Below are 20,866 nucleotides of genomic sequence, written 5' to 3' on the forward strand. Positions count from 1 at the left end.
CTCAGATTAAGCTAACAATGATTATTTTAGGGATACTTCTCGGTGTAGACAGATTCAGGGGCATCTTTTGCGATTATTCATTGAACCAATCATCACTGAATAAGTCATTTACGTATTACTGGGTCGTCACTCACGTACTGGCAGGAGTAGTTTAATGCGCCAACGTTCCTCACAAGAATCTTCAACTTCACTTCCTTCTAAGCCTCTGCACGCTGTCCTGCAAACTGCACTGGGTGGTTTAGATATGCAGCTAGAGGAGGAACTGTCTCGCTACCGTCGCTCCCGTAAGAGCAAACCGACAAAACCTAAAAGTCGGCGGAGCCGCAGCCGCGATGCTAAACCGATGGACACGATTTATGTGGAGGCGAAAGGGGGAAGGACACAGGCTGCCGCTGCTGGAGCGATCGCCCTTTCCACTGCGAAAGGCAGGCCCTCCCCAGTGCCACCACCACCGCCCTCTCAGATCAAACGGAGTGTCGCTTCACCAACTCCTCCTTCACCAACTCCTCCTTCACCAACTCCTCCTTCACCAACTCCTCCATCCACTCCTAATCAATTGGCGATCGCGGCTGCGGCTGCAACTGTCCCCAATGCAGAGCCGTCAGGGCTAGTTTCTCCTGGTGCTGAGGCAGAAACAACCCAAAAGCTGGTTAACCCAGATGACATTAACCTGGGACCAGACGACTACCTAGAATCTTCTGAAGAGTTGCTTAAAAGCCTGGACGATCAGGAAGAGGTTCCCCCGCAAGAGCCGAGCTTTATTCAAAGCTTGTTAACCCCGCTAGGAATTGGCTCCATGCTGCTGCTGCTGCTCTCCAGCATCACCCTGGGCTATATGATTATGAACCCAGCCAGTCTTGGAATCTTTAGTGAGGGTGAATCGGGGGGCGATCGCAACTCAGAGTTGTCAGGCGAAGTTGCCACTAACCCAGATTCAACTGATTTACCGAGTAACGCACTACCAGGCTCTCCCGACCTGGCAAGCGAAGAATTTAGAGAATTAAATTTAAGTACGCTCAGCACCTTGCCAACGGGTGAAGCTCCCGCTCCAGTGCCCGTCACTCCAGGAGCAGTCCCCTCTCCAACAGCTTCAACTCCTGCCCAAACCGCACCCTTGCCTAACCCGCAGTCGGCTCCCACCCTGCCGAGGACTGTCGTGCCTGCGACAGTCTCCATGCGTCCAAATGGGCGTTCTGCTCCTAGTCAAGCTTCAGCCCCCGCTCGTCCGAACCCGGCTGCTCGTGCTAGCGCTCCAGCTCCTGCTCGTCCCAACCCAGCTGCTCGGGCTAGTGCTCCGGCCCCCGCTCGTCCCAACCCAGTTGCTCGTGCTAGCGCTCCAGCCCCCGCTCGTCCCAGCCCTGCTGCTCGTGCTAGCGCTCCGGCTCAAGCAAACACCGCAACGCCTTCTGTTCCTCAGGTGCAAGCTCAGCCTGCGACCCCACCCGTAGCGACAGCGCCCGCTCCTGCGAACCCTCCTGCCGCCAACCAAGACGACTACTATTACGTCACGACTCCTTACAATGGCGATCGCAGTTTAGAGCAAGCCCGCCAAGCCGTCGGTGATGCTTATGTCCGCAATACTCCAGAAGGTGGGGCACAAGTTCAGGTCGGGGCATTTCGCGATCGGGCTGGGGCAGAAGATCTGGCAAGTGAGCTAGAGCAACAGGGCATTTCTGCCGAAGTTCACCAACCCTAACTTGATCAATTAGCACAACAGCACCTCCTGCATAGCTTGTAGCTACACAGAGGTCTCAATAAAACGAGGCAGGGCAAAACCCCGCCTCGTTTAACTAGCTCTAATTTTTGGAATTGGCGTTAGATCCCTGTTGCAGCAGGTTGTTCTTGGCGAGAACGAATCTCTAGATAAACTAGCAACGCATTAATATCCGCTGGGTTCACACCGCCAATGCGAGTCGCTTGACCTACCGTTAGCGGTTTCACCTGAGCCAGCTTTTCACGTGATTCTTTAGAAAGCGTCTCAATCTTGGCATAGTCCAAATCTTGAGGCAGCGGTCGGTGTGCTTGACGGCTGATCTGGTCAATCTGGTTTTGCTGACGTTGGATATAGCCAGAGTATTTGATATCGATCTCTGCGCCTTCTTTTTCCGCCAGATTCAGGGCTGGATTAGCGAGTCCATAATGCTCCAGGGCAGCATAGTGAAATCCAGGGCGACGCAGTAAATCTGCTAACGTAATCGATCCTTTAATCGCCTGCTGAGTGTCGGCAGCAATCTTGCGCCCTAATTCTTCGTGCTCTTTGACTCTAGTTTCGTGCAGGCGCTCTTTTTCGGCAGTGATATTTTCCTGTTTACGAGTAAACAATTCCCACCGGCGATCGTCCACCAGTCCGATTTCTCGTCCTAGTGGGGTTAACCGCTGATCGGCATTGTCCGATCGCAGCAGCAGCCGATATTCAGAACGAGAGGTAAGCATCCGATAAGGCTCCCGCAGATCTTTGGTGCAGAGGTCATCAATCAGGGTACCCAGGTAACTTTGCTCACGAGGAAAAATGATCATGGGGCGATCGCGACTAAACCGAGCAGCATTAATTCCTGCCACGAGTCCTTGAGCGGCCGCTTCTTCATAGCCCGTTGTGCCGTTGATCTGGCCTGCACAAAATAACCCTTCTACCTTTTTAGTCATCAAGGTGGGATAACACTGAGTTGCAGGTAAATAGTCATATTCCACAGCGTAGGCAGGGCGAAGCATAGCGCAGTTTTCTAGACCTGGGAGCGATCGCAACATCTGGATCTGCAACCCCTCTGGCAGCCCAGTCGAAAACCCCTGGATATAAAGTTCTGGAATATCTCGCCCTTCAGGTTCAATAAAAATTTGGTGCGACTCTTTATCGGCAAATCGTACAATTTTGTCCTCAATGCTGGGACAATAGCGGGGCCCTTTTGCATCTACCCAACCGCCATACACCGGGGAAAGGTGCAGGTTCTCACGGATTAGCCGATGGGTCTCCGCAGTGGTGCGAGTTAAATAACAAGGCAATTGCTCTCGCTCTACCCACACCTCGGGGTCAAAGCTAAACCAGCGCACCTCTTCATCCCCTGGTTGCAGTTCCAGGTGAGTGTAATCTACCGATCGCCGATCTACCCGTGCTGGCGTTCCCGTTTTCAGTCGCCCAGTTTCAAACCCCAACCGATTCAGCGTTTCGGTTAAACCCACTGCTGCAAATTCTCCGGCACGTCCAGCGGGCATCGACTTATTACCAACCCAAATTACGCCACCCAAAAACGTTCCTGTGGTTAACACCACCGATTTGCACTGAAACGCTACGCCAAAGTAAGTTTGGACGCCAATTACCTCATCGTTAGCTCCCAAGACCAGATCCGTTACCATGCCTTCACGGATGGTCAAGTTTTCCTGATTCTCAACGATCTGTTTCATCACAGCGGCATATTCGCGCTTGTCCGTCTGTGCCCGTAAAGCCCAAACCGCTGGACCTCGTGAGTTATTCAGAACTCGCTTTTGTAAATAGGTGCGATCGGCTATCTTACCAATTTCGCCGCCCAGCGCATCTACTTCATGAGTTAACTGTGATTTGGCTGGTCCGCCAACCGCTGGATTGCAAGGCTGCCAGGCAATTTTATCCAAATTCAGCGTTAGTAACAGGGTGCGACAGCCTAAGCGAGCTGCGGCTAAAGCGGCTTCACAGCCAGCGTGCCCAGCGCCCACCACCACCACATCAAAATAGTCCTGAAATTCAACGGCTGGAGGATGGGGCATATTATCTGTCTCGCGTACAAGAATCTATTGCTGCAATCGCTATGAAGTCCGATATCGATCTTATCTGGAATTTCACTGAATTAGCTTTGTCCCTCTTCCCATTCGCCTTTTCCTCTTGTACTCATTTCCTTAAATTTAAGCTATGAGAAAAGCGCACCCTATGAAAGAGTGCGCTTCTTTAAACTTGTTTTGATAATTGACTGAAATCCACCACAAGCTAAATTCGTTTTAGTCTCAGCGTTGAGGAGCTGTCTGCGCTTTCAGTCAGCCTCACTTCTCCATTGGGATCAAATCGCCCCACCATGAGAGAACCGTCTGCCTTAAAAACAATTTCATTACCTGTTTCGCTAACAAACTCTAGAGTTTTGGAGAATGGTTCGTCTAGCATTACACCAGAATAAGTGCCAGCATCCCAATTAAATGTAACGGTCATAAAGCCCGCTGACCAAGTACCTTCTAGCTCTTCTTTAAGGGAAAGATTGTCTGGGTTTGTAGCAGAGGTCAGAGCCGCAGTTGCCGGTGAAGTTGTGGTTGAAGCAGATGGCGTAGCATTTGTAGCAATTCCAGGGGCACAGCTAGTCGAGGCGATCGCTAGCAATCCCACCATTAATAATTGAATTCTCATAAGGTGAGGATAAAGGATGCTTCTATGGTGCCTTCTTAAACAAGGCTTACATCTGTTTCGTCATGAAGAAAGCAAGAAATTTTGGAGGTAATTGTCTAAAGTCTTCCTCAATCCTTCATGAATTTTTCTTAAGTCAAACTCTGTAGCTTTAGCCCTGCTGGTTAGGACCAAAAAGGGAGGTAGGAACCTGGTTCCTACCTCCCTTTTTGGTCTTTCTTGACCTTGGTAAAGAAGCTGTGACATACTCAAGCTTAAGTTAAATACTAAAAATCGACCGATTTACCGTAGATTAATAAATTTGTTTTTGCTGTTGAACTATTTGCAGGAGTTAGACCATTGAAGGACGCTCAGGGGCTAGACGTTACAACCGATTCTAGTAAGGCGATCGCCGCAATCAATCAATTCGTGCAGCAGTCTCTCACCTATGGGCGTGAAGCAGAAGCCGCTATTCTCACCGCCATTACCGCAGATCCAACTTGTGCAATTGCCCATGCTTACAGCGCAGCCTATTATCTTTCGCTGGAAAGTGCCGCTGCCCGTAAACAGGCAAGACCCTATCTAGAATTTGCCCAACGCCTTCTACCCCAAGTCACTCAGCGAGAACAGCTTTACATTCAAGCGATCGCAGCCTGGGCGAAAGGAGCAATCGAGCGGGCGATTGCAATACATTGGGCGATCGCTGAGCAGTTTCCTCAAGACTTACTCTCTGTGCAACAGGGGCAATATCACTACTTTTATCGAGGCGACACAGCAGGCTTGCTTCAAATTGCTGAAGCTGTCTTACCCGCAAACCCTGAGCATCCTTGTCTCTACAGCATGATTGCCTTTGGTCTGGAGCAGTGCCATCGCTTAAAAGAAGCTGAGGAAATTGGCAGACAGGCAACTGCTCTTGATCGCCACAACCCTTGGGCGCACCATGCTGTTGCTCATGTGATGGAAATGCAGGGGCGAATCGATGAAGGCATTGCCTGGATGGAAAGCCTGTCCGACACATGGGAACAGTGCAACTCGATGCTTTATACCCACAACTGGTGGCACGTCGGATTGTATTACTTGGCAAAAGCAGATAGGCAAAAAGTGCTATCGCTCTATGACACTCACATCTGGGGCCGAGCCCGCAAATCAACTCCAAAAGATCAGGTCGGGGCGATCGCGCTACTCTCCAGATTAGAGTTAAAGGGAATGAGTGTGGGCGATCGCTGGCAGAAATTGGTTACTCACCTGCTGCCTCGCGTTCACGAACACGCCTTACCCTTTCAGGATCTGCACTACATTTATGCTTTGGCAAGAGCCGGATGGTTTAGCCAAACGCACGAAATGCTGCTGAGTATGGAAGCCCACGCCCACACGCTAGAACCAACTCAGCAAAATACCTGGCTCAATGTCACCCTACCCGCCGCGCAGGGCATGGTAGCTCACGCTAGCAAAGATTGGGAAGGGGCGATCGCTTTCCTCAAACCCGTTTTGCCTCACCTTTGGTCAGTCGGCGGCAGTCATGCTCAAAGGCACTTGTTCCAACAAATTTATTTACATGCGCTGCATCAAGCAGAGAAAAGCCGTGCTGTTCACTCGACGAAATTAGTCCAAACTCAAGTTATCAGATCAAGCATGGGATGCTCTGTGACTACTTGATTGAGCAACTCAAGCTCCCATCCGTTTCAAGGTCTCTGGCGTAAGTCCTGCAAGAATTTAAAGTCAAACTGGACTTAACCCAGTAATGAATGATGATGGGGACTGATAAATTTTTAACTCGTAAAGCATCTACCTTAATGCTTTGGATTGGTTTTCTTTTGATTATCTTGGGAAAATATTTAAGGTACAAACATCCTCTATTTCAGAAGTGGATAGCTGACATTCAGAGCGGGTTTGATGACGTACCTGGCGCTGGATTATTTCTTTTGCATCCTACTCCTATCACAATTGTGCTAGATTTTGTACTCACTGTGATAGCTATGTTAGGAATGCTCTTGATGTGGAACATGGTAAAAGGAAGAAATCTTTTATTGAAAATTGCTTCACTTTCAATAGGAAGCTTTCTTGCACTTTCTGCCTTGGCAGCCTTTAGATCTGCTTTGGTTAGTTTGCTTTGGTTATTCTTTCCACTTGTAATTGGAGAGATCCTATGGGGTTTTGGATTAGTGTGCAGCATTATAGTGGCTTTCAACTCAACTAAGCACACTAGCGGCGATAGGTAAGCCAAGCTCTAATATCCTTTACCATGTATTTCATAGCCTGCTTGAAGGGCAGCGTTGTACATTTGAGCGATCGCCTCATAATCCTCACTCTTCACTGCTGCAAAACGACGAATTCCAACCTGTTGCATGTGAGATTGTAACTCCGCATCAGGATTTAATAGAACAGATTGGAGTTGGTCAAGAAAAGTGTTACCAAGTCGTTGGGCGGCAACAAGGGGTGGCATTGGGCATGGGCCAATCGACTCGATAATGCGTAGTTGGAGCGATCGCTCCGGTGAATTCCGAAATTCTTGCTCCAACACGGTGCTATCGATCGCGGCACAATCCACTTTCCCTTCGGCAACCCAGGCAATCGAGTGTTGATGAGAACCGGACTGAATTACTTTGCCGAAAAAGTGAGAAGGATATCCCGATTGCATCAGGCGATCGCGCAACAAGTTATAACCACTATTAGAGCCAGGATCGTTATAGCAGAAGATTTTTCCCGCCAATTGATCAAGCAAAGTGAGTTCACTAGTAGCACTCACAATCACATCAGAGAAATAAACAGGACGATTTTGATAACGCTCTGCTTGCATCACTGGAGCAGCGATCGCCACAAATTGATCAGGCATCACTTGAGTGTGTCTGGCAAACGGCAAGCCACAAACGAAAGCTAAATCGATCTGGTCGTGCAGTAATTTTGGGTCTTCGAGGGGGTCAAACTCACTTTGCCAAATCTGTGTCTTCACCTTCAATGCCCGTTCCAGATATTGCCCTACCGCTGCATAAAGACTCATCAAATTGGGAGCCAGATAGGAAGCAATTTGCAGTGAATGGGGCATCGAGTTTGACATGATTTGCAGAAAACGATGGGAAAAAGTGCGAATGTACTGAAGTTCAGAGGTACTAAAGTGCGAGCGTACTGTTAATTTAAGATCAAGCAACGCACTTGACCGGCATGATTCCGCAACAACTGACGCTGAGAAACTTTTTGAGCTATCGGGAGGCGACCCTGGATTTTCGGGGTCTGCATGTTGCCTGTATCTGTGGCGCGAATGGAGCCGGAAAGTCTTCGCTGCTGGAGGCGATCGCTTGGGCAATTTGGGGGCAAAGCCGCGCCATTGCTGAGGATGACATGATTCACTTGGGCACTCAAGAGGCGCAGGTGGATTTTGTGTTTCACTGTCAGCAGCAGATCTATCGCATCATTCGCACGCGCTATCGGGGGCAAACGACAGCCCTAGAGTTTCAGGTGCAGACTCCAGAAGGCTTTCGAGCGCTGACCTGCAAGGGGGTTCGGGCAACGCAGCAGTTGATTTTGCAGCATGTGAAGCTGGACTACGAAACCTTCGTCAATTCTGCCTATTTGCGGCAGGGGCGAGCCGATGAATTTATGTTAAAACGTCCAGGAGAGCGCAAGCAAATTTTGGCAGACTTGCTCAAGCTAGACCAGTATGATGACCTGGCAGAGCAGGCAAAGGAGCGATCGCGCCAAATCAAAGCCGAGTTAGGGCTATTAGAACAAAGCCTGGAGAGAATTGAAACGCAGCTTCAAACTGGAGAATGGCTGGCGGTCGAGCAAGCCAACCTCGAAGCGACCTTGTCTCAAATGCAGCAGCAGCAGGAAGTCGATGCAAACAGTTTGCAGCATTACACAAACCAGCAGCAGCAGCGCCAAACCTGGCAACAGCAACTCACCTTGCAGCAGCAGCAGCAGCGCCATCTAACCCAAGACTGCCAGCGATTGCAGAAGGATTTGACGACCTTACAGCAGCAGCAACAGCAGCTTGAACTGGTGCTAACAGAAGGAGAGGCGATCGCCGCCGGATACACTCAATTTCAGGCACTTCAGGCAGAAGAAGAGCGACAAACCGCCAAATTTCAAGCGCACCAGGCAGCCCAATCCCAGCGGCAGAAGCTTCAGCAGCAGCAAGCCGAGGCTTTAAATGTACTTAAAGATCAGTTGCGTCAGGTGCAGGCAAAATTGGAAGCCCTGCAACAGCAGGAGCAGGAAATTCAGCACACCTTGAGCAAAGCCGATGATGTCAAAGCCGCTGTAGAGCAGCTAAACCAGGCACGGTTAAGGTTAAGCGAACTCGACCAGCTTCAGGTCAAAGTTGCCCCCTTGTTACAGCGGCGGCAGCAGGTTCAGAGCCAGCTTGACCGCATCCAAACCCGCCTAAGTGCCCGACTGGAAGAACTGCACTCTCTCTCACGCCAACTCGAAACCCAACAGCAGCGACAGCCCCAACTTCAGCAGTCTGTTATCGCCGTTGCCGAAAGAATCGAGCATCTAGAAAGACGGCGCACCTACCAGCAGCGCGTGCGCGAAAAAGGACTGGAGCGACGCAGCTTCCTGGAACGCCTCCAGGAACGCCAGCGCGACTGCGAACTACAGCTAGCAGAACTGGATCACAAGATTCAAATGCTGAGGCGAGAAGGAGTAGGACAGTTAAGAGGTGAGGGAGTAGCAGAGATAGAAGAACTCAGCTTCCTGGAAGAATTAGACCGGAGAAATGGTCATACGACTCCCACCGCTCCTTCCCTTCTCCTCTCCCAATCCCCACCCAATCCCCAATCTCCCTTCCCCCCCTGCCCCCTTTGCGATCGCCCTCTGGATGAACACCACCTTCAACTCGTTCTGGAGCGACATCTGGCAGAGCAAAAGGAAGTGCGCGACCAGCTTTGGGTGGTGCGGGAGCAGTTGGCAGTTTCCGAGCGGGAAATTCAGGTATTGCGGCAGGAATATCGCGATTTAGATCAGGAGTTAGCAGGCTATGGGACGGCGCTAGAGCGGCGAGGGCAGTTGCAGGAACAGCTCAGCATTAGTGCCGATAGCCAAATTCGGCTACAGCAGGTGATGGAAGAAAAGCAAAAGATCGAGCGATCGCTCCACACCGACGATTACGCTACTGAATTGCAAGAAGAACTGCGGCTGCTCGACCAGAGCGTGCAGCAGCTTCACTATGACGACAAAGATCATGCTCTGGCACGGGGGCAGGTCGATCGCTGGCGTTGGGCAGAAATCAAACAGGCAGAAATCAAGCAGGCACAACGACGACAGCTACAGCTTGCTCAACGAAAACCAGAACTCGAAGCCAAAATTGCCGCGCTGGAGGGTGAAATTCAAGCAATTCCCAAATCGCCCCTTCAGCAGCAAATTAATCGTCTCGATCGCCACATTGCAGAAATTGCTTACGATTTAGAACAACACACCGCCCTGCGAAAGGCTCTGCGACAGGCGCAAACCTGGCAACTGCGCTATCAGGAATGGGGGCAGGCACAACAGCACTATCCCCAGGTGCAACAGCGTATTGGTGAACTGATAGCGACATTGCAGAGCAGAATGCAGGCGTTAGAAGCGATCGCCACTCAAACCAACACCCTGAACTCACACCTCACCCAAATTCCTGATTGCACCGCCGCAATGCAGTCTCTCGAAGCTCAAATGCAGCATCGACGAGCCCAGTTAGATTCACACCTGGCGCACCTGGGACGCTTAGAACAGCAACAGCAGCAGCTCACCCTACTGAAACAGCAGCAGCAGGAACAGCAACAGCAGTGCAAAACCCTTCAGCGGCAATATCGCGTTTACCAGGAACTTGCTCAAGCCTTTGGCAAAAACGGCATTCAGGCACTCATGATCGAAAACGTGCTGCCTCAGCTTGAAGCCGAAGCCAACCGCATCTTAGGAAGACTCAGCGCCAATCAGCTTCACGTCCAGTTTGTCACGCAGCGGGCAGGACGACGTAAAAGTACCAGCCGCAACCCATCGAAGCTGATCGATACGCTAGATATTCTGATTGGTGACGTGCAGGGCACTCGCCCCTACGAAACCTATTCTGGCGGGGAAGCCTTTCGCGTCAATTTTGCAATTCGGCTAGCGCTGGCGCGACTGTTGGCTCAACGCTCTGGCACTGCCCTGCAAATGCTCATCATCGACGAGGGATTTGGCACTCAGGATGAGGCAGGATGCGATCGCCTCATTAGTTCTATCCAAGCGATCGCCCCTGACTTTGCCTGCATTCTCACCGTTACCCACATGCCCCACTTTAAAGAGGCATTCCAAACCCGCATTGAGGTTTGCAAAACGCAACAGGGGTCACAGGTAAGCCTGTTGGCTTAGTGAGAAGGTTGATTTTTCGTGCGCTTCGGGCACGAAAAATCAACCTTGAGAGAAGCGCTTAGCCTTTCCCTAAAACCTACTGCTAGTCGTGCGAATAAAGTACTCAGACGTATTCTCACTTGGGGTACGAAATAGAACAAGTTCGTAGCCATTGTCTAGCGAATAAACTCGATAAACTGCCTCTGAGGGAGTTAACTGCTGGTTGCGGGGAATTCCAGCATTCTCAGGGAAATATCCGCCACGATTCACAATCGTGTAGCCGTCGAGAATAGCGGCAGCAGTATTCACCATAGACTGAAAGTCACCCGTAAAGTTTGGGTCAACCTGAAGGTCAGCCAGGGTACCGTATGACAAAGTGTTTGTGCCTTGTTGAGCAAATTCTCTGAGCTGCACAAGCTGCACAACACCACTCCGCAATTCTGTTTGGGCGATCGCCGTTTGCCCCAAAATCGTTAGAGAAGCGACTGCACCTACTAACCCAACTATCATCCGATTTATCATGCCTAGCTCCTAGTCATCTATAAAACCAAATTACCTTGAAGCACCACTTAAACCAGAGGTGAACTACAACATCGATAACTCTTATAGATGTAAATTTGACTCAATTAGTTTCCGTAATACTGAGAAAATGGGCTTAGGCGTTAAAGAACTACTGGATGAGCAGCGATTACCCAAAGGGGAACTGCTTCGCACCGCAAATTCTCGCGATCGCCGAGAAACATGGAGCTTACAACGTGCGGGTATTTGGCTCAGTTGCACGGGGAGAAGCAACAGAAAATAGCGATATTGATTTCCTGCTTGACTATGACCTGGAGAAGATTACTCCCTGGTTTCCAGGTGGGCTGTTGCTTGATTTAGAACAACTCCTTAATCGCAAAGTTGATATTGCGACCGTAGATATGTTGAAAGAACGTAATTGCGATCGCATTTTGCGTGAGGCTGTATCGCTGTGAGGCGTGAGGCAGAACGCTTGTAATACGGAATCCGTTGCATAGAGGAGTTTGGTGCACGGGCGAAGCATTCAGCAAAAGAATTGTGCTTCAGTGGCAAGGATTGTAACCGAACGCTTCGCCCCTACCGATACCGCTACTCTACAGACAGATTTGGTATAAGATGTCTCATGCGAAATGCAATGATGATTTAGAGTATTGCTGGTGTCGCTGCTCTTTGAACTTCTAGAATTATTGCTTCCAATTCTCTCCGAATAGCTGCAAGTTGCCCCAATTCTGAATGAGAAGCAGCCATTGCTGTTTCAGTGTTTTGTCGAGCTTCAGCAATGTTCTTCTCAATCTGTCCGTAAACTTGAGATTCAAACTCACGCAATTGCGCTTCTATTTGCTGCTCAAGGTCAACAGCGATCGCCTTGAACTGACTAACAATATCACGACGAATATCTGCCATCTGCCGCTCCTGCTCCCGCTCTCGATGCATCGCGTGTAAATCCATTCCTACGGAGACAACGGCTAGAGCTGGGCCTAAAAACATGGCAGCATTACCAATATTTTTGGCAATTCCTACTGCTTGCCAGGGCTTGAACTTAAAGCCAATTAACTCCCCAACCTTAAGAACGCCCTGATGTAGACTACTTCTTGCAACATCCGCCGACCGTAAAAACGTTTGCCCTGTTTGTGCTGTTTTTAGGGTTTCTCTGGTTGCTGTTTTTACTATTTTTGCGCCTACCCCTTGTCCAATCTTTTGCAGCCATTCAACTTGTCCTTGCACCTGCTGCTGTTTCAATTTGATAGTGGCATTTTTAGCTGATACGTCGCCATTGAAGTTGAGTTGAGCAACAAAAGCTTGAGTTAAGTTGCTTTGCAGTTCTGCTTCAACCTCGTGCTGAATGGATTGGATTGCTCTCTCAATCTCATTCTCAAAGGCTTTTCCTGTTTTCTCGTAATGATTGCGAATGTTAATTTCTGATTGTTTGTTCAAGTCCTCAAACGTTGCTTCACCAACTGCTGAGGCAAGATGGCTTCCTTCATTGGCGATCGCCGCTAACATATCCAAGGTAATGCTCTTGATCCGGGTGCGAAGTCGTTCTCGTTCCTGATTGATACGCCGAGAAATCCGAGAGAGAACTTCTAGAAACGCGGTATCCTCATTGGAGTTTCGGGCAAAACCAATTTGAGCGTCATCAATGCAGCCTAAGACAATTCGCACAGGGGTATCAAAACTGGCAAGGGATGCTCGACGTTCAACAAAGTGATTGAGTTCAGTAATAAAGCTGTGAAAACGGCTAACTTCTACCAAGAAATCATCGTTCTCATCGACTCCATCACAATAATCCTTAGCATCAATGAAACTAGTGGGAAATTCATTCAGGGCATAGGGTTTCAAAGCCTGTGCAAGACTATGACGATAGCTGGCAACTTTCTGATCTTCGTCGCCTGCTGCTGCTGACATCTTATTGATGACCAGCATCATTTTCCAGCGATAGCCTTTGTCATAGGCAAGCTTCTTAAAGTTTTCGACGGTGAGTGTATCAAACAGCATATAGGTCAGGCAAAACACCAGCAAATCGGCTTTGGCGATCGCTTCATAAGTGATGTCATCGTGATCGTGGCGATCGGTGAAAAGCCCCGGTGTATCAATGACCCTAATGCCGTTCCAATCGTAAGGAGCTGTTTTATCGGTTGCGATATCCGTGTCAATGTGAATGTCGCGTCGCCCTGTGAGTGCCGAGATGACTGTCGATTTACCTGCACTGTATTGCCCGATAAAAGCAACCGTCAACGCGCCCTGCTGCTTGTATTCCTTCATTCCATCACGTAACTTGTGCCGAATCTTGGTTAGCTCCGGAGAGTTTGTGGATGCCAGCAGATTGTCAAACTGGATGCAAGCCGCTTTGAACCGCTGACCAATATCAGCCGCTTTAAACGTCTGGTTGCTGTGAGACATAAATATTCCCTAGAGTTTTGTGCTTGTCGGTTGGATGGATACACGCTCTTGAAGAATCCTGCAAATCTCTTCCTGAGACTTAGCGAGCGGTAGAGCAGTAGTAGTCTGAATTTGAAAACTGCGTCCAAAGACACGATTCACTTTACGAATTCTCTTGCTAATCGAAATATCTGTTAGTGGCTCGTACTGATCAGTTGCCCAATCCAGAATTCGCTTAGCGTAGGCTCGGTTGAGATAGTTGGAAGAATCTAACAATTTCGCTTGAGCAAATTGGAGCTGATTGGCGATCGCCTCAACTCCTTGAATCAATTCCTCGAAATAAGCATCAGCGGCAGTAACAACCGATCGGCAATATGGATCAAAATTCTCCTTTACCTGCTTAAGCACCTGCTCTCGCTGTGTTTCAAGTTGTTTGTTCAAAGCTGCTGAGATATTCTCAACTGCCTCATGACGTTTCTGATCTCGTGATTTGAATTGTCCTGAGAGCCAACTTGCAATTCCACCTGCAATTCCAAGCAAGCCCAGTGGCGGAAAAACGAAGGCTAGGATTGCACCTGCGGCAACCAGCACCATACCGCTAATCCGAACAAAATCTTTGTCGAAGAAATTAGAGTCTTGCTCTGTAAAGGTAAAGCTATTGCTTTGCAGTTGGCTAATGAGTTTTAGCTCATTCCCAATTTCTTCAATGGCTTCCTGAACGCTGCGCTGAAAATGTTGACTTGCCTGTTCAGGAGCAATTTTTAATCGTGCTTCAAATTTTAGTGACTTTAGCCTTTCCTTCCAGCCGCTGTTCATCTGGTTTTCATTAGATTCCCAATGGCTTTCTGCGAAAGGTCTTACTTGGTTAAAAGCGGACTGGAATATCTCCTTGATGTTCTGCTGCAACTGCTCCAAGCTATCTCGCTTGGCAGCGCGAATTTGCCGCTTGAGATCTTGTTGCTTTCCTTGAAGTTGCTTTGCTAGATCGTTGTAAGCGATCGCTTGCTGAGCAATCCATTGGTAGGGAGCGTCAATAGAGCCAACCGTTGAACCCAGTAAAGTTTGCGATCGCCGAATTGCTCCATAATCGATCAGCGATGCTCGAATCGAGTTGAGAAAGTTTTGGATTCGACTTGCCTGAAACAGCTTCTTGGATTGTTTTTCATGCTCTGGCTCCCGCGAAAGTTGTGCTGCTAGCAGCATTGCCGGAATCACGTCTAGATAATCGTTGGCATAATGTTGCTTTGCATATCGATGAATTCGATTCAGGTGTCCACCAATGCCGCTTTTCCCTTCTAAGGCAAACCATCGGTCTGGGTCTTTTAAGAAGTGTTCCAATCGGCGAGAGTCGCGCAGATTGTAATGGATGTTTAGTAGAACAATCAGAGGTTTGGTCTTCTCCTTAAGAACTTCGAGAAACGCAAACTCAGATTCTTGAATGCTGTCATCAGTGACGACATAACAGATTACATCTGCCTCTTCAATCACGCTGCGGGCAATCTCTTCGTCCGTTTTGCCGCCTGGTGCGCCGATTCCCGGAGTGTCAATAATTCGAATGTTTTTCCACTCATACACTCGGTTATAGCGAGTCGTCCGCTGTTTACCAACGCCAATCGCCTCCCATCCTTCACCCGTGATCACAGCATGGAGCGTACTTTTTCCAGCTTTCGTCCTGCCCATGAAAGCGATACTGAAATGATTGAGCGCTCGCTGCTTCGCCCGAAAAGCTTCACGAACTGCTTCTAAATCGCGCAAAATTTCAATTGAGAGATGCTGACGAGTTTGTTCAAGCTGTTCAGCGACTCCTTTTGCAGTTTGATATTCTCCTGATCCACTCGTCTTCTGTTTAATGCCGTCAATGACTTGCTGAACGCCATTTCCTAGCTCTTTCAGCACAGTGTGCGTTTGCCTCAATGCCTGATCAGAATACTTGAAGTCCTCACGAGCAATTTTGGAACATTGCTGAATTGCATCGTCATACTCTGGCCCAGACAGTAGAACTTCTCGCTGAAGCTGCTCAATGCGTTGTCCAATATTTTCTGGAGCAAGCTCAGCCAATTTAGTGATCAGCGATCGTGACAAGATCGACTCAGCTCCCTTCAGTAGCCGCGCTCCAACTGATAGCTGGTCATCCTCGTTGTCGGTATGCGTTTGCCAATTTTTAAAGCCTTGCGCTTCCTCCAGCATTTTCTCAATTTCACGCTGCGAGATGCCCCAAAGTTGAGCAAGTTGATTAACCACCTCTCGTTCAAGCGGTGAAAAGTAGCCGTCAATGTAGGCGATCGCTAACACCTGACGGAAGGCTTCGCTCTGCTGACCGACCGGAATCTTTTGAACTACTGCCTCAAAAGAAATTTGAGTGTCATCTTGCTCCAAGATTTTCTCCATCTCTTGGAGCGTCGCCTGATTAACCTTTGCCTGATCTGCCAAACTTCTGAGGGCGCGTGATTCGTGACTGTGGATTTGCTGATCAGCACAGATGACATGTGTGAGCAGGAGGAAAGCATAATCTAACGCTACGTGTTGATGAGGAAGTGCAGTAGCTACCATCTATAAGTTCCTGCAAAAATACTTAATTTACTCAGCGGTCTCCTCCAAGAATTCCCGGATTTTGAGGCAACATACCGTCGAGATCTTCATCGATTATTCATCTTCTAACTGTTTATTTACTTAAATATTGCTAGCGATCGCCCCAAATATTCCTACAGGCTCTAACGTCAGTAGAACCCGTAGGACAAGCTAGAGCTTTACACAGAAATAGAAGTGGAGAGAACTCGTGTAATGTGCAATCAGTACGATACAGACACCCGTGAACCCAATCGTATATGAACCGTTTTCTATTTTCTGTCGTAATTGAAGACAGAATAGCGAATGATAAGGGATAAGAGAGCAAGCTTTAAAACCCGTAAATCTAATTTTGAGTTCGTAAATCAGGTTTCAAACTCAAAAACTTGCTTTCAAACTCGTAAACCTTGTTTTGCAGTTTAAAAATCAGGTTTTAAACTTGTAAACCTTGTTTTCAAACTCAAAAACCTGATTTCAAACCCGTAAACCTTGTTTTGCAATTTAAAAAACAGGTTTTAAACTCTTAAACCTGTTTTTGTTTACAATTTCGAGCAAAAATACCTGCGCGAAAGGCAATCGCCACTCTCCTCTCCTCAAAAACTCTGTAACTTTCCACCTTGACGAGATACCGTCTGCTCAGATATGCTGTCACGCTAAGGTTGTCTTTTTATACGCAAACAACCCCACTACGCCCAAAAATCTAGCGCCGCTCAAAGCTGTTAGCGCAGCGATGAGCGACTGACCCCCAAACTGATACCAGCAGTCTGGCGGCTAACGGAGAATTTTAACACTCCCCTAGCCACCCCGACTTGTGATGTCAAAAAAGCGTTGCTAATGAGAATTAGCAGTATTAAAAGTGTGGGGTGGCTAGGTTTTTGGGGTTTCCTTGCAAACCCTAAACGGAGTCACAACTGATGCTTGAATGTTTTCTAGATCTCAACTCACCAACCGTTGAGAATACATCCCCTGCTCAATTTTCTGAACGCGAACGCCTACGGGTTCTCATCATTGGCTCTCGCGATGGTGTAATCGCAACCATTCACGATTTACATGGACGCGGCTTTGCCGAAGCGGGAGCGTGGAGTCCTCTGTTGCCCGCTCCCAGTTCTGGTGAAGTGATGAGTATCTTAACTCGCGATCGCAGACCAGAAAGGTAAAAAAAGGAAGGGCGATCGCCTCACTAAAACAACAGCTTATAGCGGCAGGTTCATCAAAAAGGTAGAACCTTAACTCACTGCACTAGTGAAACTGATTAACCTCCCTTGAGCTTCAGTGATTTATTTGGCGATCGCCAGTCCTAGTTCAAAACTGTTGGACAAAAATTGTCTAGTAGGGTGAGAAACTCTGTCCACCTAGGCGATGTTAAACCAAAGTAAACATTTGTAAACTAAGAATATAATCTCTGCACCTCATACCCTTATGGCAATCTCGTTTGTCAATCACGCCCAAGAGTTGACCTACAATCGCACCTTAGACTACCTCAAGTCCAGCATGTTCAAGGACTCAATGCATGTCCTGGAAGACGAACCTAAGTTTAATCTGCTCTACAAAGAGACGACGCTGATTGAGGTAGAGGTGCTGCCCTGGGAGATTCATCCCTGGGAAGACTCGGAGGTGGCGATCGTCAGAGCCTCTAGCCACATCACCGTTGGCAGCACCGTAGATGCTGATTTGATTCAGTTTTTGCTATCTGAAAATCGCAAAATGCGGTTCGGTGCATTCCAGCTTGACGAAGCAGGACAAATTCTATTTGTCCACAGCATTTTGGGTGGTGAAAACATGGATTTGCTGGAGTTAGAAAGCTGTCTGCTGTCAGTGGCGGCGATCGCCACCCGCTACGACGACATCATCACCACTACATCCCCATATTCCGCTTAAGCTGCTGCAATTCCTCTTCGGTTTCCCACTGTTGAAAACTTTTTTCCAGAGGATCGTACGCCGTAGAAGTACTGCTGAAGCTGTAATCTTGATTCCATCCAGCGGTCTGCCAGCGCTGCTCAGCTTGCTGGGTGGCGCGGGTTGCCTGTGCTTCTGCTACCTTCGTCTGCACTTCCTTGCGCCGCAGCTGAATTTGCCGCTGTAGCTCGATTGTTTGCTTACTGCGATCTTTGAGCACTTCCATTTGTCCCCAAAGCTGGTTTCCTTGACTGAGTAGAGCCGCTTCCCTTTCTTCCGCAGGTTTTACTAAGTCAGTTCTTCCGGCATTTTTCGCCTTTTCAATCCGAATATGCCAGCGCTGCACTTCCTGAGCCGTTTCTAGAATTTGGTCTTGTAAACGTTTTTCGCGCGATCGCAAATCTGCCAGCAGCCGCACCGTTTCTTCTTCCTGCTCCCGCAATTTCTCTTCTAACGCTTGCAGTTCCAAATGCGGATTGTTGCGTAGAAACTCCTCCAGCCGAGTTTCTAAAAACCGACTGAAATCCTCAAATACGCTCATTATCAGGAATCCCTTGCTAGCAAAACTGCCTCTTCATCCTAGCAAGCTCCCCCTACTGAAACATAATTCCAATGGAGCAGAATAAACATCCATTCCTGCATCCGAGAGTGCAATTTTTTCTCTGGGTTCGGTAGTAGCAGCTACAAACTTGTTATAACAATGGCGGCAAACTAATCCTCAAACTTACTCACCGTAACTTTTAAATCCTCTATCTGGAGTTGCAATTTCGCTCACTTCGGAAATGTTTTGGTGTTGGAGTACCGGTTCTCCATCCGCGAAGACATATCCAAATGAGGCAATCCCAGACCAGCCAATATTTCTTGAAGGAGCGAAACCGCTGATGTTTTCTGATGCATTGCTTCTGGCACAAGTTGCCATTGAGGATTTGCCAAAATCAACTCAATTTCTAGAAACGTTTGTTGCAGAATCCTACTACTACTGGGCTTCTGTATTCATGCTGATTATCCATGCAGGTTTCCTTGCCTATGAAGGGGGAGCCTCCAGAACCAAAAACGTTTTGGCAACGATGGTCAAAAACTTGATCACGCTATCAAGCGTAGGTTTAGCGTTTTTCTTCTTCGGCTGGTGGGTTTACAATGCCTTTCCCCTATTTCCAGTCAGTGGCGGAGTCTTAGGTCCGTGGACAAATCCAGAAGCTAGTGAAACCATTGCCGCAGCAATGGTCTACGTGGAAGCTTCCTACCCCTGGTCGCCAGCCCTTGGGCCCAACACAGCCGACCATCTCACAGGAGTATTCTGGTTTGCTTTTGCGTTATTTGCCATGACTACTGCTTCTATCCTGTCGGGTGCCCTAATTGAGCGGGTCAAGATTGGCGCATACGTCATCATGTCAATTGTCTTAGGAGGCTTCACCTGGGTTGTAGGAGCCGCTTGGGGTTGGAATTACTTTGGCTGGTTGTTTAACTCCTTTGGCTATCACGACTTTGGCTGCGCTGCCGTGGTACATGGAATCGCAGGTTTCTTCACGCTAGGCGTGTTGATCAACCTCGGACCAAGAATTGGAAAATATGATGCTCAAGGAAATCCTCGACCCATTCTGCCGCACAACTTACCGCTAACAATGGTGGGGCTGTTACTCATCTTTGTAGGTTTCTATGCATTCCTCGCAGCTTGCTTAATTTTCTTACCCGGCTACTCTGCGGAGACAACCATTTATGGCACACCAATGACACTGGCATCAATTGGTGTGAATACCACTTTGGCACTAGCAGCAGGAATTATAGCTGCCTACATCTCCTCTAAAGCAGATCCGTTTTTCACCATTTCAGGCGGCTTAGCTGGCATCATTTCGGCAGGTGGCGGGATGGATCTCTACCATCCAGCTCTGGTTATTATCATTGCTTTCATCGGTGCCTTCATCATGCCGAAAGTGGCTATTTTCGTTGAGAAGATTGGCATTGATGACGCAGTAGGGGCCGTTGGTGTACACGGTTGGTGTGGACTATTTGGCTCTGTGGTTGTCGGCATTGCAGCGGCAGGCTTCCCCCAAGGAGAGTCAGTTCCAGCAATCAACTTGGGTGGACAAATTCTGGGTGCGTTTATCTGCACAGTTCTGCTAGGTTTCATCCCAGGATACGGCACAAGTTGGATTCTAAAGAAGCTAAATCTACTGCGGGTCTCCCGGCAAGAAGAAATCGAGGGGTTAGATCTGTCGGATCTAGGCGCTGAGGGCTATCCAGAGTACGCCATGATGTCTTATGTGACGCAGCAAATACCTGCTCCAACTGCCGCAGGACGACCAGTTTCCGGTTCTACAGAGCTAGCGCCTGAGTAAGGAGGAATGAAAATGATTAGTCCCTTTGAGACTTTTGAAGAGTTTTCTGCAGCAGAAGGTCCAATTTACACGTTTGCTAATAGTCCGGCTGTCATTGGTGTTTTGCTGGTCATTTGTTTATTAATTTCGCTCTACTTTGTCTATGCTTCTTTTGTGATCAAGAAAGGAGTATTGACTGGACACAATCCCATGTTTTTGGGAATTGTCATTGCAACAGGCGCACTTTCACTGGCGGATCAGGTGTATGCCAATCATATGAGGGAGGGCAACCGCCCAACTGCCAGTATCACCCAGCCTGAAAAACCTCATACAAGCCGCAACTTTCAACCGCTTGCCCTATTGGGGTTAGTGAGTGGCGGAGCAGCAACCCGTCGCCGCAAAAATCGTCCTCACCCTTCTGCTGCTATTCGTAAGCGTAGAATTCGCTAATTCTGTTCTGATTTAAGCGTTGCTGAATGCGGGTATGATTCACGGATTTCAATCCCCTTTGTAGGGTCATGGCAATGCCATGACCCTACGAAATTCATAC

16 protein-coding genes are annotated in these 20,866 nt (G+C 48.5%); 9 read left to right on the forward strand and 7 right to left on the reverse strand.

Annotated features, from left to right (window positions below; all coding sequences use genetic code 11):
• The first annotated feature begins 154 nt into the window (after positions 1-154).
• Positions 155-1,696, forward strand: a complete 1,542-nt coding sequence (locus H6G00_RS16150; protein WP_190797531.1) for an SPOR domain-containing protein — start codon at positions 155-157, stop codon at positions 1,694-1,696.
• Between the two features lie 119 nt (positions 1,697-1,815).
• On the opposite strand, the gene mnmG is transcribed toward H6G00_RS16150, so the two are convergent.
• Both mnmG and H6G00_RS16160 read right to left on the reverse strand, forming a co-directional pair.
• Positions 1,816-3,735: a tRNA uridine-5-carboxymethylaminomethyl(34) synthesis enzyme MnmG gene (mnmG, locus tag H6G00_RS16155; protein WP_190797532.1), complete on the reverse strand. Its 1,920-nt coding sequence runs from the start codon at positions 3,733-3,735 to the stop codon at positions 1,816-1,818.
• Positions 3,736-3,952: 217 nt separating this feature from the next.
• Positions 3,953-4,360 carry a hypothetical protein gene (locus H6G00_RS16160; RefSeq protein ID WP_190797533.1) on the reverse strand — a complete coding sequence of 136 codons (408 nt, stop codon included), beginning with the start codon at positions 4,358-4,360 and terminating at the stop codon, positions 3,953-3,955.
• Positions 4,361-4,696: 336 nt separating this feature from the next.
• Here H6G00_RS16160 and H6G00_RS16165 point away from each other — a divergent pair, with 336 nt between their 5' ends.
• Both H6G00_RS16165 and H6G00_RS16170 read left to right on the forward strand, forming a co-directional pair.
• Positions 4,697-5,992 (forward strand): tetratricopeptide repeat protein, encoded by a 1,296-nt coding sequence (locus H6G00_RS16165; protein WP_190797534.1) that lies wholly within the window; start codon positions 4,697-4,699, stop codon positions 5,990-5,992.
• A 95-nt stretch (positions 5,993-6,087) separates the two neighbouring features.
• Positions 6,088-6,555: a hypothetical protein gene (locus H6G00_RS16170; RefSeq protein WP_190797535.1), complete on the forward strand. Its 468-nt coding sequence runs from the start codon at positions 6,088-6,090 to the stop codon at positions 6,553-6,555.
• A gap of 8 nt (positions 6,556-6,563) precedes the next feature.
• On the opposite strand, the gene H6G00_RS16175 is transcribed toward H6G00_RS16170, so the two are convergent.
• Positions 6,564-7,379, reverse strand: coding sequence for a PhnD/SsuA/transferrin family substrate-binding protein (locus tag H6G00_RS16175; RefSeq protein WP_199318529.1), 816 nt, complete (start codon positions 7,377-7,379; stop codon positions 6,564-6,566).
• Between the two features lie 116 nt (positions 7,380-7,495).
• On the opposite strand from H6G00_RS16175, the gene H6G00_RS16180 reads away from it, so the two are divergent.
• Complete coding sequence (locus H6G00_RS16180) at positions 7,496-10,663, forward strand: AAA family ATPase (protein WP_190797537.1); 3,168 nt, start codon at positions 7,496-7,498, stop codon at positions 10,661-10,663.
• 69 nt (positions 10,664-10,732) lie between these two features.
• On the opposite strand, the gene H6G00_RS16185 is transcribed toward H6G00_RS16180, so the two are convergent.
• Positions 10,733-11,164, reverse strand: a complete 432-nt coding sequence (locus H6G00_RS16185) for a hypothetical protein (RefSeq protein ID WP_190797538.1) — start codon at positions 11,162-11,164, stop codon at positions 10,733-10,735.
• Positions 11,165-11,319: 155 nt separating this feature from the next.
• Here H6G00_RS16185 and H6G00_RS16190 point away from each other — a divergent pair, with 155 nt between their 5' ends.
• Positions 11,320-11,616, forward strand: coding sequence for a nucleotidyltransferase domain-containing protein (locus tag H6G00_RS16190; protein WP_190797539.1), 297 nt, complete (start codon positions 11,320-11,322; stop codon positions 11,614-11,616).
• Between the two features lie 187 nt (positions 11,617-11,803).
• On the opposite strand, the gene H6G00_RS16195 is transcribed toward H6G00_RS16190, so the two are convergent.
• Together H6G00_RS16195 and H6G00_RS16200 are read right to left on the reverse strand one after the other, a co-directional pair.
• Complete coding sequence (locus H6G00_RS16195) at positions 11,804-13,561, reverse strand: LeoA/HP0731 family dynamin-like GTPase (RefSeq protein ID WP_190797540.1); 1,758 nt, start codon at positions 13,559-13,561, stop codon at positions 11,804-11,806.
• A 9-nt stretch (positions 13,562-13,570) separates the two neighbouring features.
• The gene (locus tag H6G00_RS16200; protein ID WP_190797541.1) at positions 13,571-16,090 is read right to left on the reverse strand and encodes a GTPase; all 2,520 of its coding nucleotides are present in this window, start codon (positions 16,088-16,090) and stop codon (positions 13,571-13,573) included.
• A 929-nt stretch (positions 16,091-17,019) separates the two neighbouring features.
• On the opposite strand from H6G00_RS16200, the gene H6G00_RS16205 reads away from it, so the two are divergent.
• Both H6G00_RS16205 and H6G00_RS16210 read left to right on the forward strand, forming a co-directional pair.
• Positions 17,020-17,262, forward strand: coding sequence for a hypothetical protein (locus tag H6G00_RS16205; protein WP_190797542.1), 243 nt, complete (start codon positions 17,020-17,022; stop codon positions 17,260-17,262).
• A 262-nt stretch (positions 17,263-17,524) separates the two neighbouring features.
• Complete coding sequence (locus H6G00_RS16210) at positions 17,525-17,983, forward strand: hypothetical protein (protein ID WP_190797543.1); 459 nt, start codon at positions 17,525-17,527, stop codon at positions 17,981-17,983.
• On the opposite strand, the gene H6G00_RS16215 is transcribed toward H6G00_RS16210, so the two are convergent.
• Positions 17,961-18,542 carry a TIGR04376 family protein gene (locus H6G00_RS16215; RefSeq protein ID WP_190643582.1) on the reverse strand — a complete coding sequence of 194 codons (582 nt, stop codon included), beginning with the start codon at positions 18,540-18,542 and terminating at the stop codon, positions 17,961-17,963. The genes H6G00_RS16210 and H6G00_RS16215 overlap by 23 nt on opposite strands.
• A gap of 340 nt (positions 18,543-18,882) precedes the next feature.
• Between H6G00_RS16215 and H6G00_RS16220 the strand changes: the two genes are divergently transcribed.
• Positions 18,883-20,337 (forward strand): ammonium transporter, encoded by a 1,455-nt coding sequence (locus tag H6G00_RS16220; protein ID WP_190797544.1) that lies wholly within the window; start codon positions 18,883-18,885, stop codon positions 20,335-20,337.
• 12 nt (positions 20,338-20,349) lie between these two features.
• Positions 20,350-20,766, forward strand: coding sequence for a hypothetical protein (locus tag H6G00_RS16225; protein ID WP_190797545.1), 417 nt, complete (start codon positions 20,350-20,352; stop codon positions 20,764-20,766).
• Positions 20,767-20,866: the final 100 nt, after the last annotated feature.

The organism is Leptolyngbya sp. FACHB-541 (genome assembly GCF_014695875.1).
GTDB lineage: Bacteria > Cyanobacteriota > Cyanobacteriia > Elainellales > Elainellaceae > JAAUTN01.

What these genes read in the sequence shown, in the direction of transcription:
- H6G00_RS16205 (WP_190797542.1), top strand. Translation starts at nt 17,020, where the DNA reads ATGCTTGAATGTTTTCTAGATCTCAACTCACCAACCGTTGAGAATACA.
- H6G00_RS16210 (WP_190797543.1), top strand. Translation starts at nt 17,525, where the DNA reads ATGGCAATCTCGTTTGTCAATCACGCCCAAGAGTTGACCTACAATCGC.
- H6G00_RS16200 (WP_190797541.1), bottom strand. Translation starts at nt 16,090, where the DNA reads ATGGTAGCTACTGCACTTCCTCATCAACACGTAGCGTTAGATTATGCT.
- mnmG (WP_190797532.1), bottom strand. Translation starts at nt 3,735, where the DNA reads ATGCCCCATCCTCCAGCCGTTGAATTTCAGGACTATTTTGATGTGGTG.
- H6G00_RS16190 (WP_190797539.1), top strand. Translation starts at nt 11,320, where the DNA reads ATGAGCAGCGATTACCCAAAGGGGAACTGCTTCGCACCGCAAATTCTC.
- H6G00_RS16180 (WP_190797537.1), top strand. Translation starts at nt 7,496, where the DNA reads ATGATTCCGCAACAACTGACGCTGAGAAACTTTTTGAGCTATCGGGAG.
- H6G00_RS16220 (WP_190797544.1), top strand. Translation starts at nt 18,883, where the DNA reads ATGTTTTCTGATGCATTGCTTCTGGCACAAGTTGCCATTGAGGATTTG.
- H6G00_RS16150 (WP_190797531.1), top strand. Translation starts at nt 155, where the DNA reads ATGCGCCAACGTTCCTCACAAGAATCTTCAACTTCACTTCCTTCTAAG.
- H6G00_RS16225 (WP_190797545.1), top strand. Translation starts at nt 20,350, where the DNA reads ATGATTAGTCCCTTTGAGACTTTTGAAGAGTTTTCTGCAGCAGAAGGT.
- H6G00_RS16185 (WP_190797538.1), bottom strand. Translation starts at nt 11,164, where the DNA reads ATGATAAATCGGATGATAGTTGGGTTAGTAGGTGCAGTCGCTTCTCTA.
- H6G00_RS16175 (WP_199318529.1), bottom strand. Translation starts at nt 7,379, where the DNA reads ATGCCCCATTCACTGCAAATTGCTTCCTATCTGGCTCCCAATTTGATG.
- H6G00_RS16195 (WP_190797540.1), bottom strand. Translation starts at nt 13,561, where the DNA reads ATGTCTCACAGCAACCAGACGTTTAAAGCGGCTGATATTGGTCAGCGG.
- H6G00_RS16170 (WP_190797535.1), top strand. Translation starts at nt 6,088, where the DNA reads ATGGGGACTGATAAATTTTTAACTCGTAAAGCATCTACCTTAATGCTT.
- H6G00_RS16160 (WP_190797533.1), bottom strand. Translation starts at nt 4,360, where the DNA reads ATGAGAATTCAATTATTAATGGTGGGATTGCTAGCGATCGCCTCGACT.
- H6G00_RS16215 (WP_190643582.1), bottom strand. Translation starts at nt 18,542, where the DNA reads ATGAGCGTATTTGAGGATTTCAGTCGGTTTTTAGAAACTCGGCTGGAG.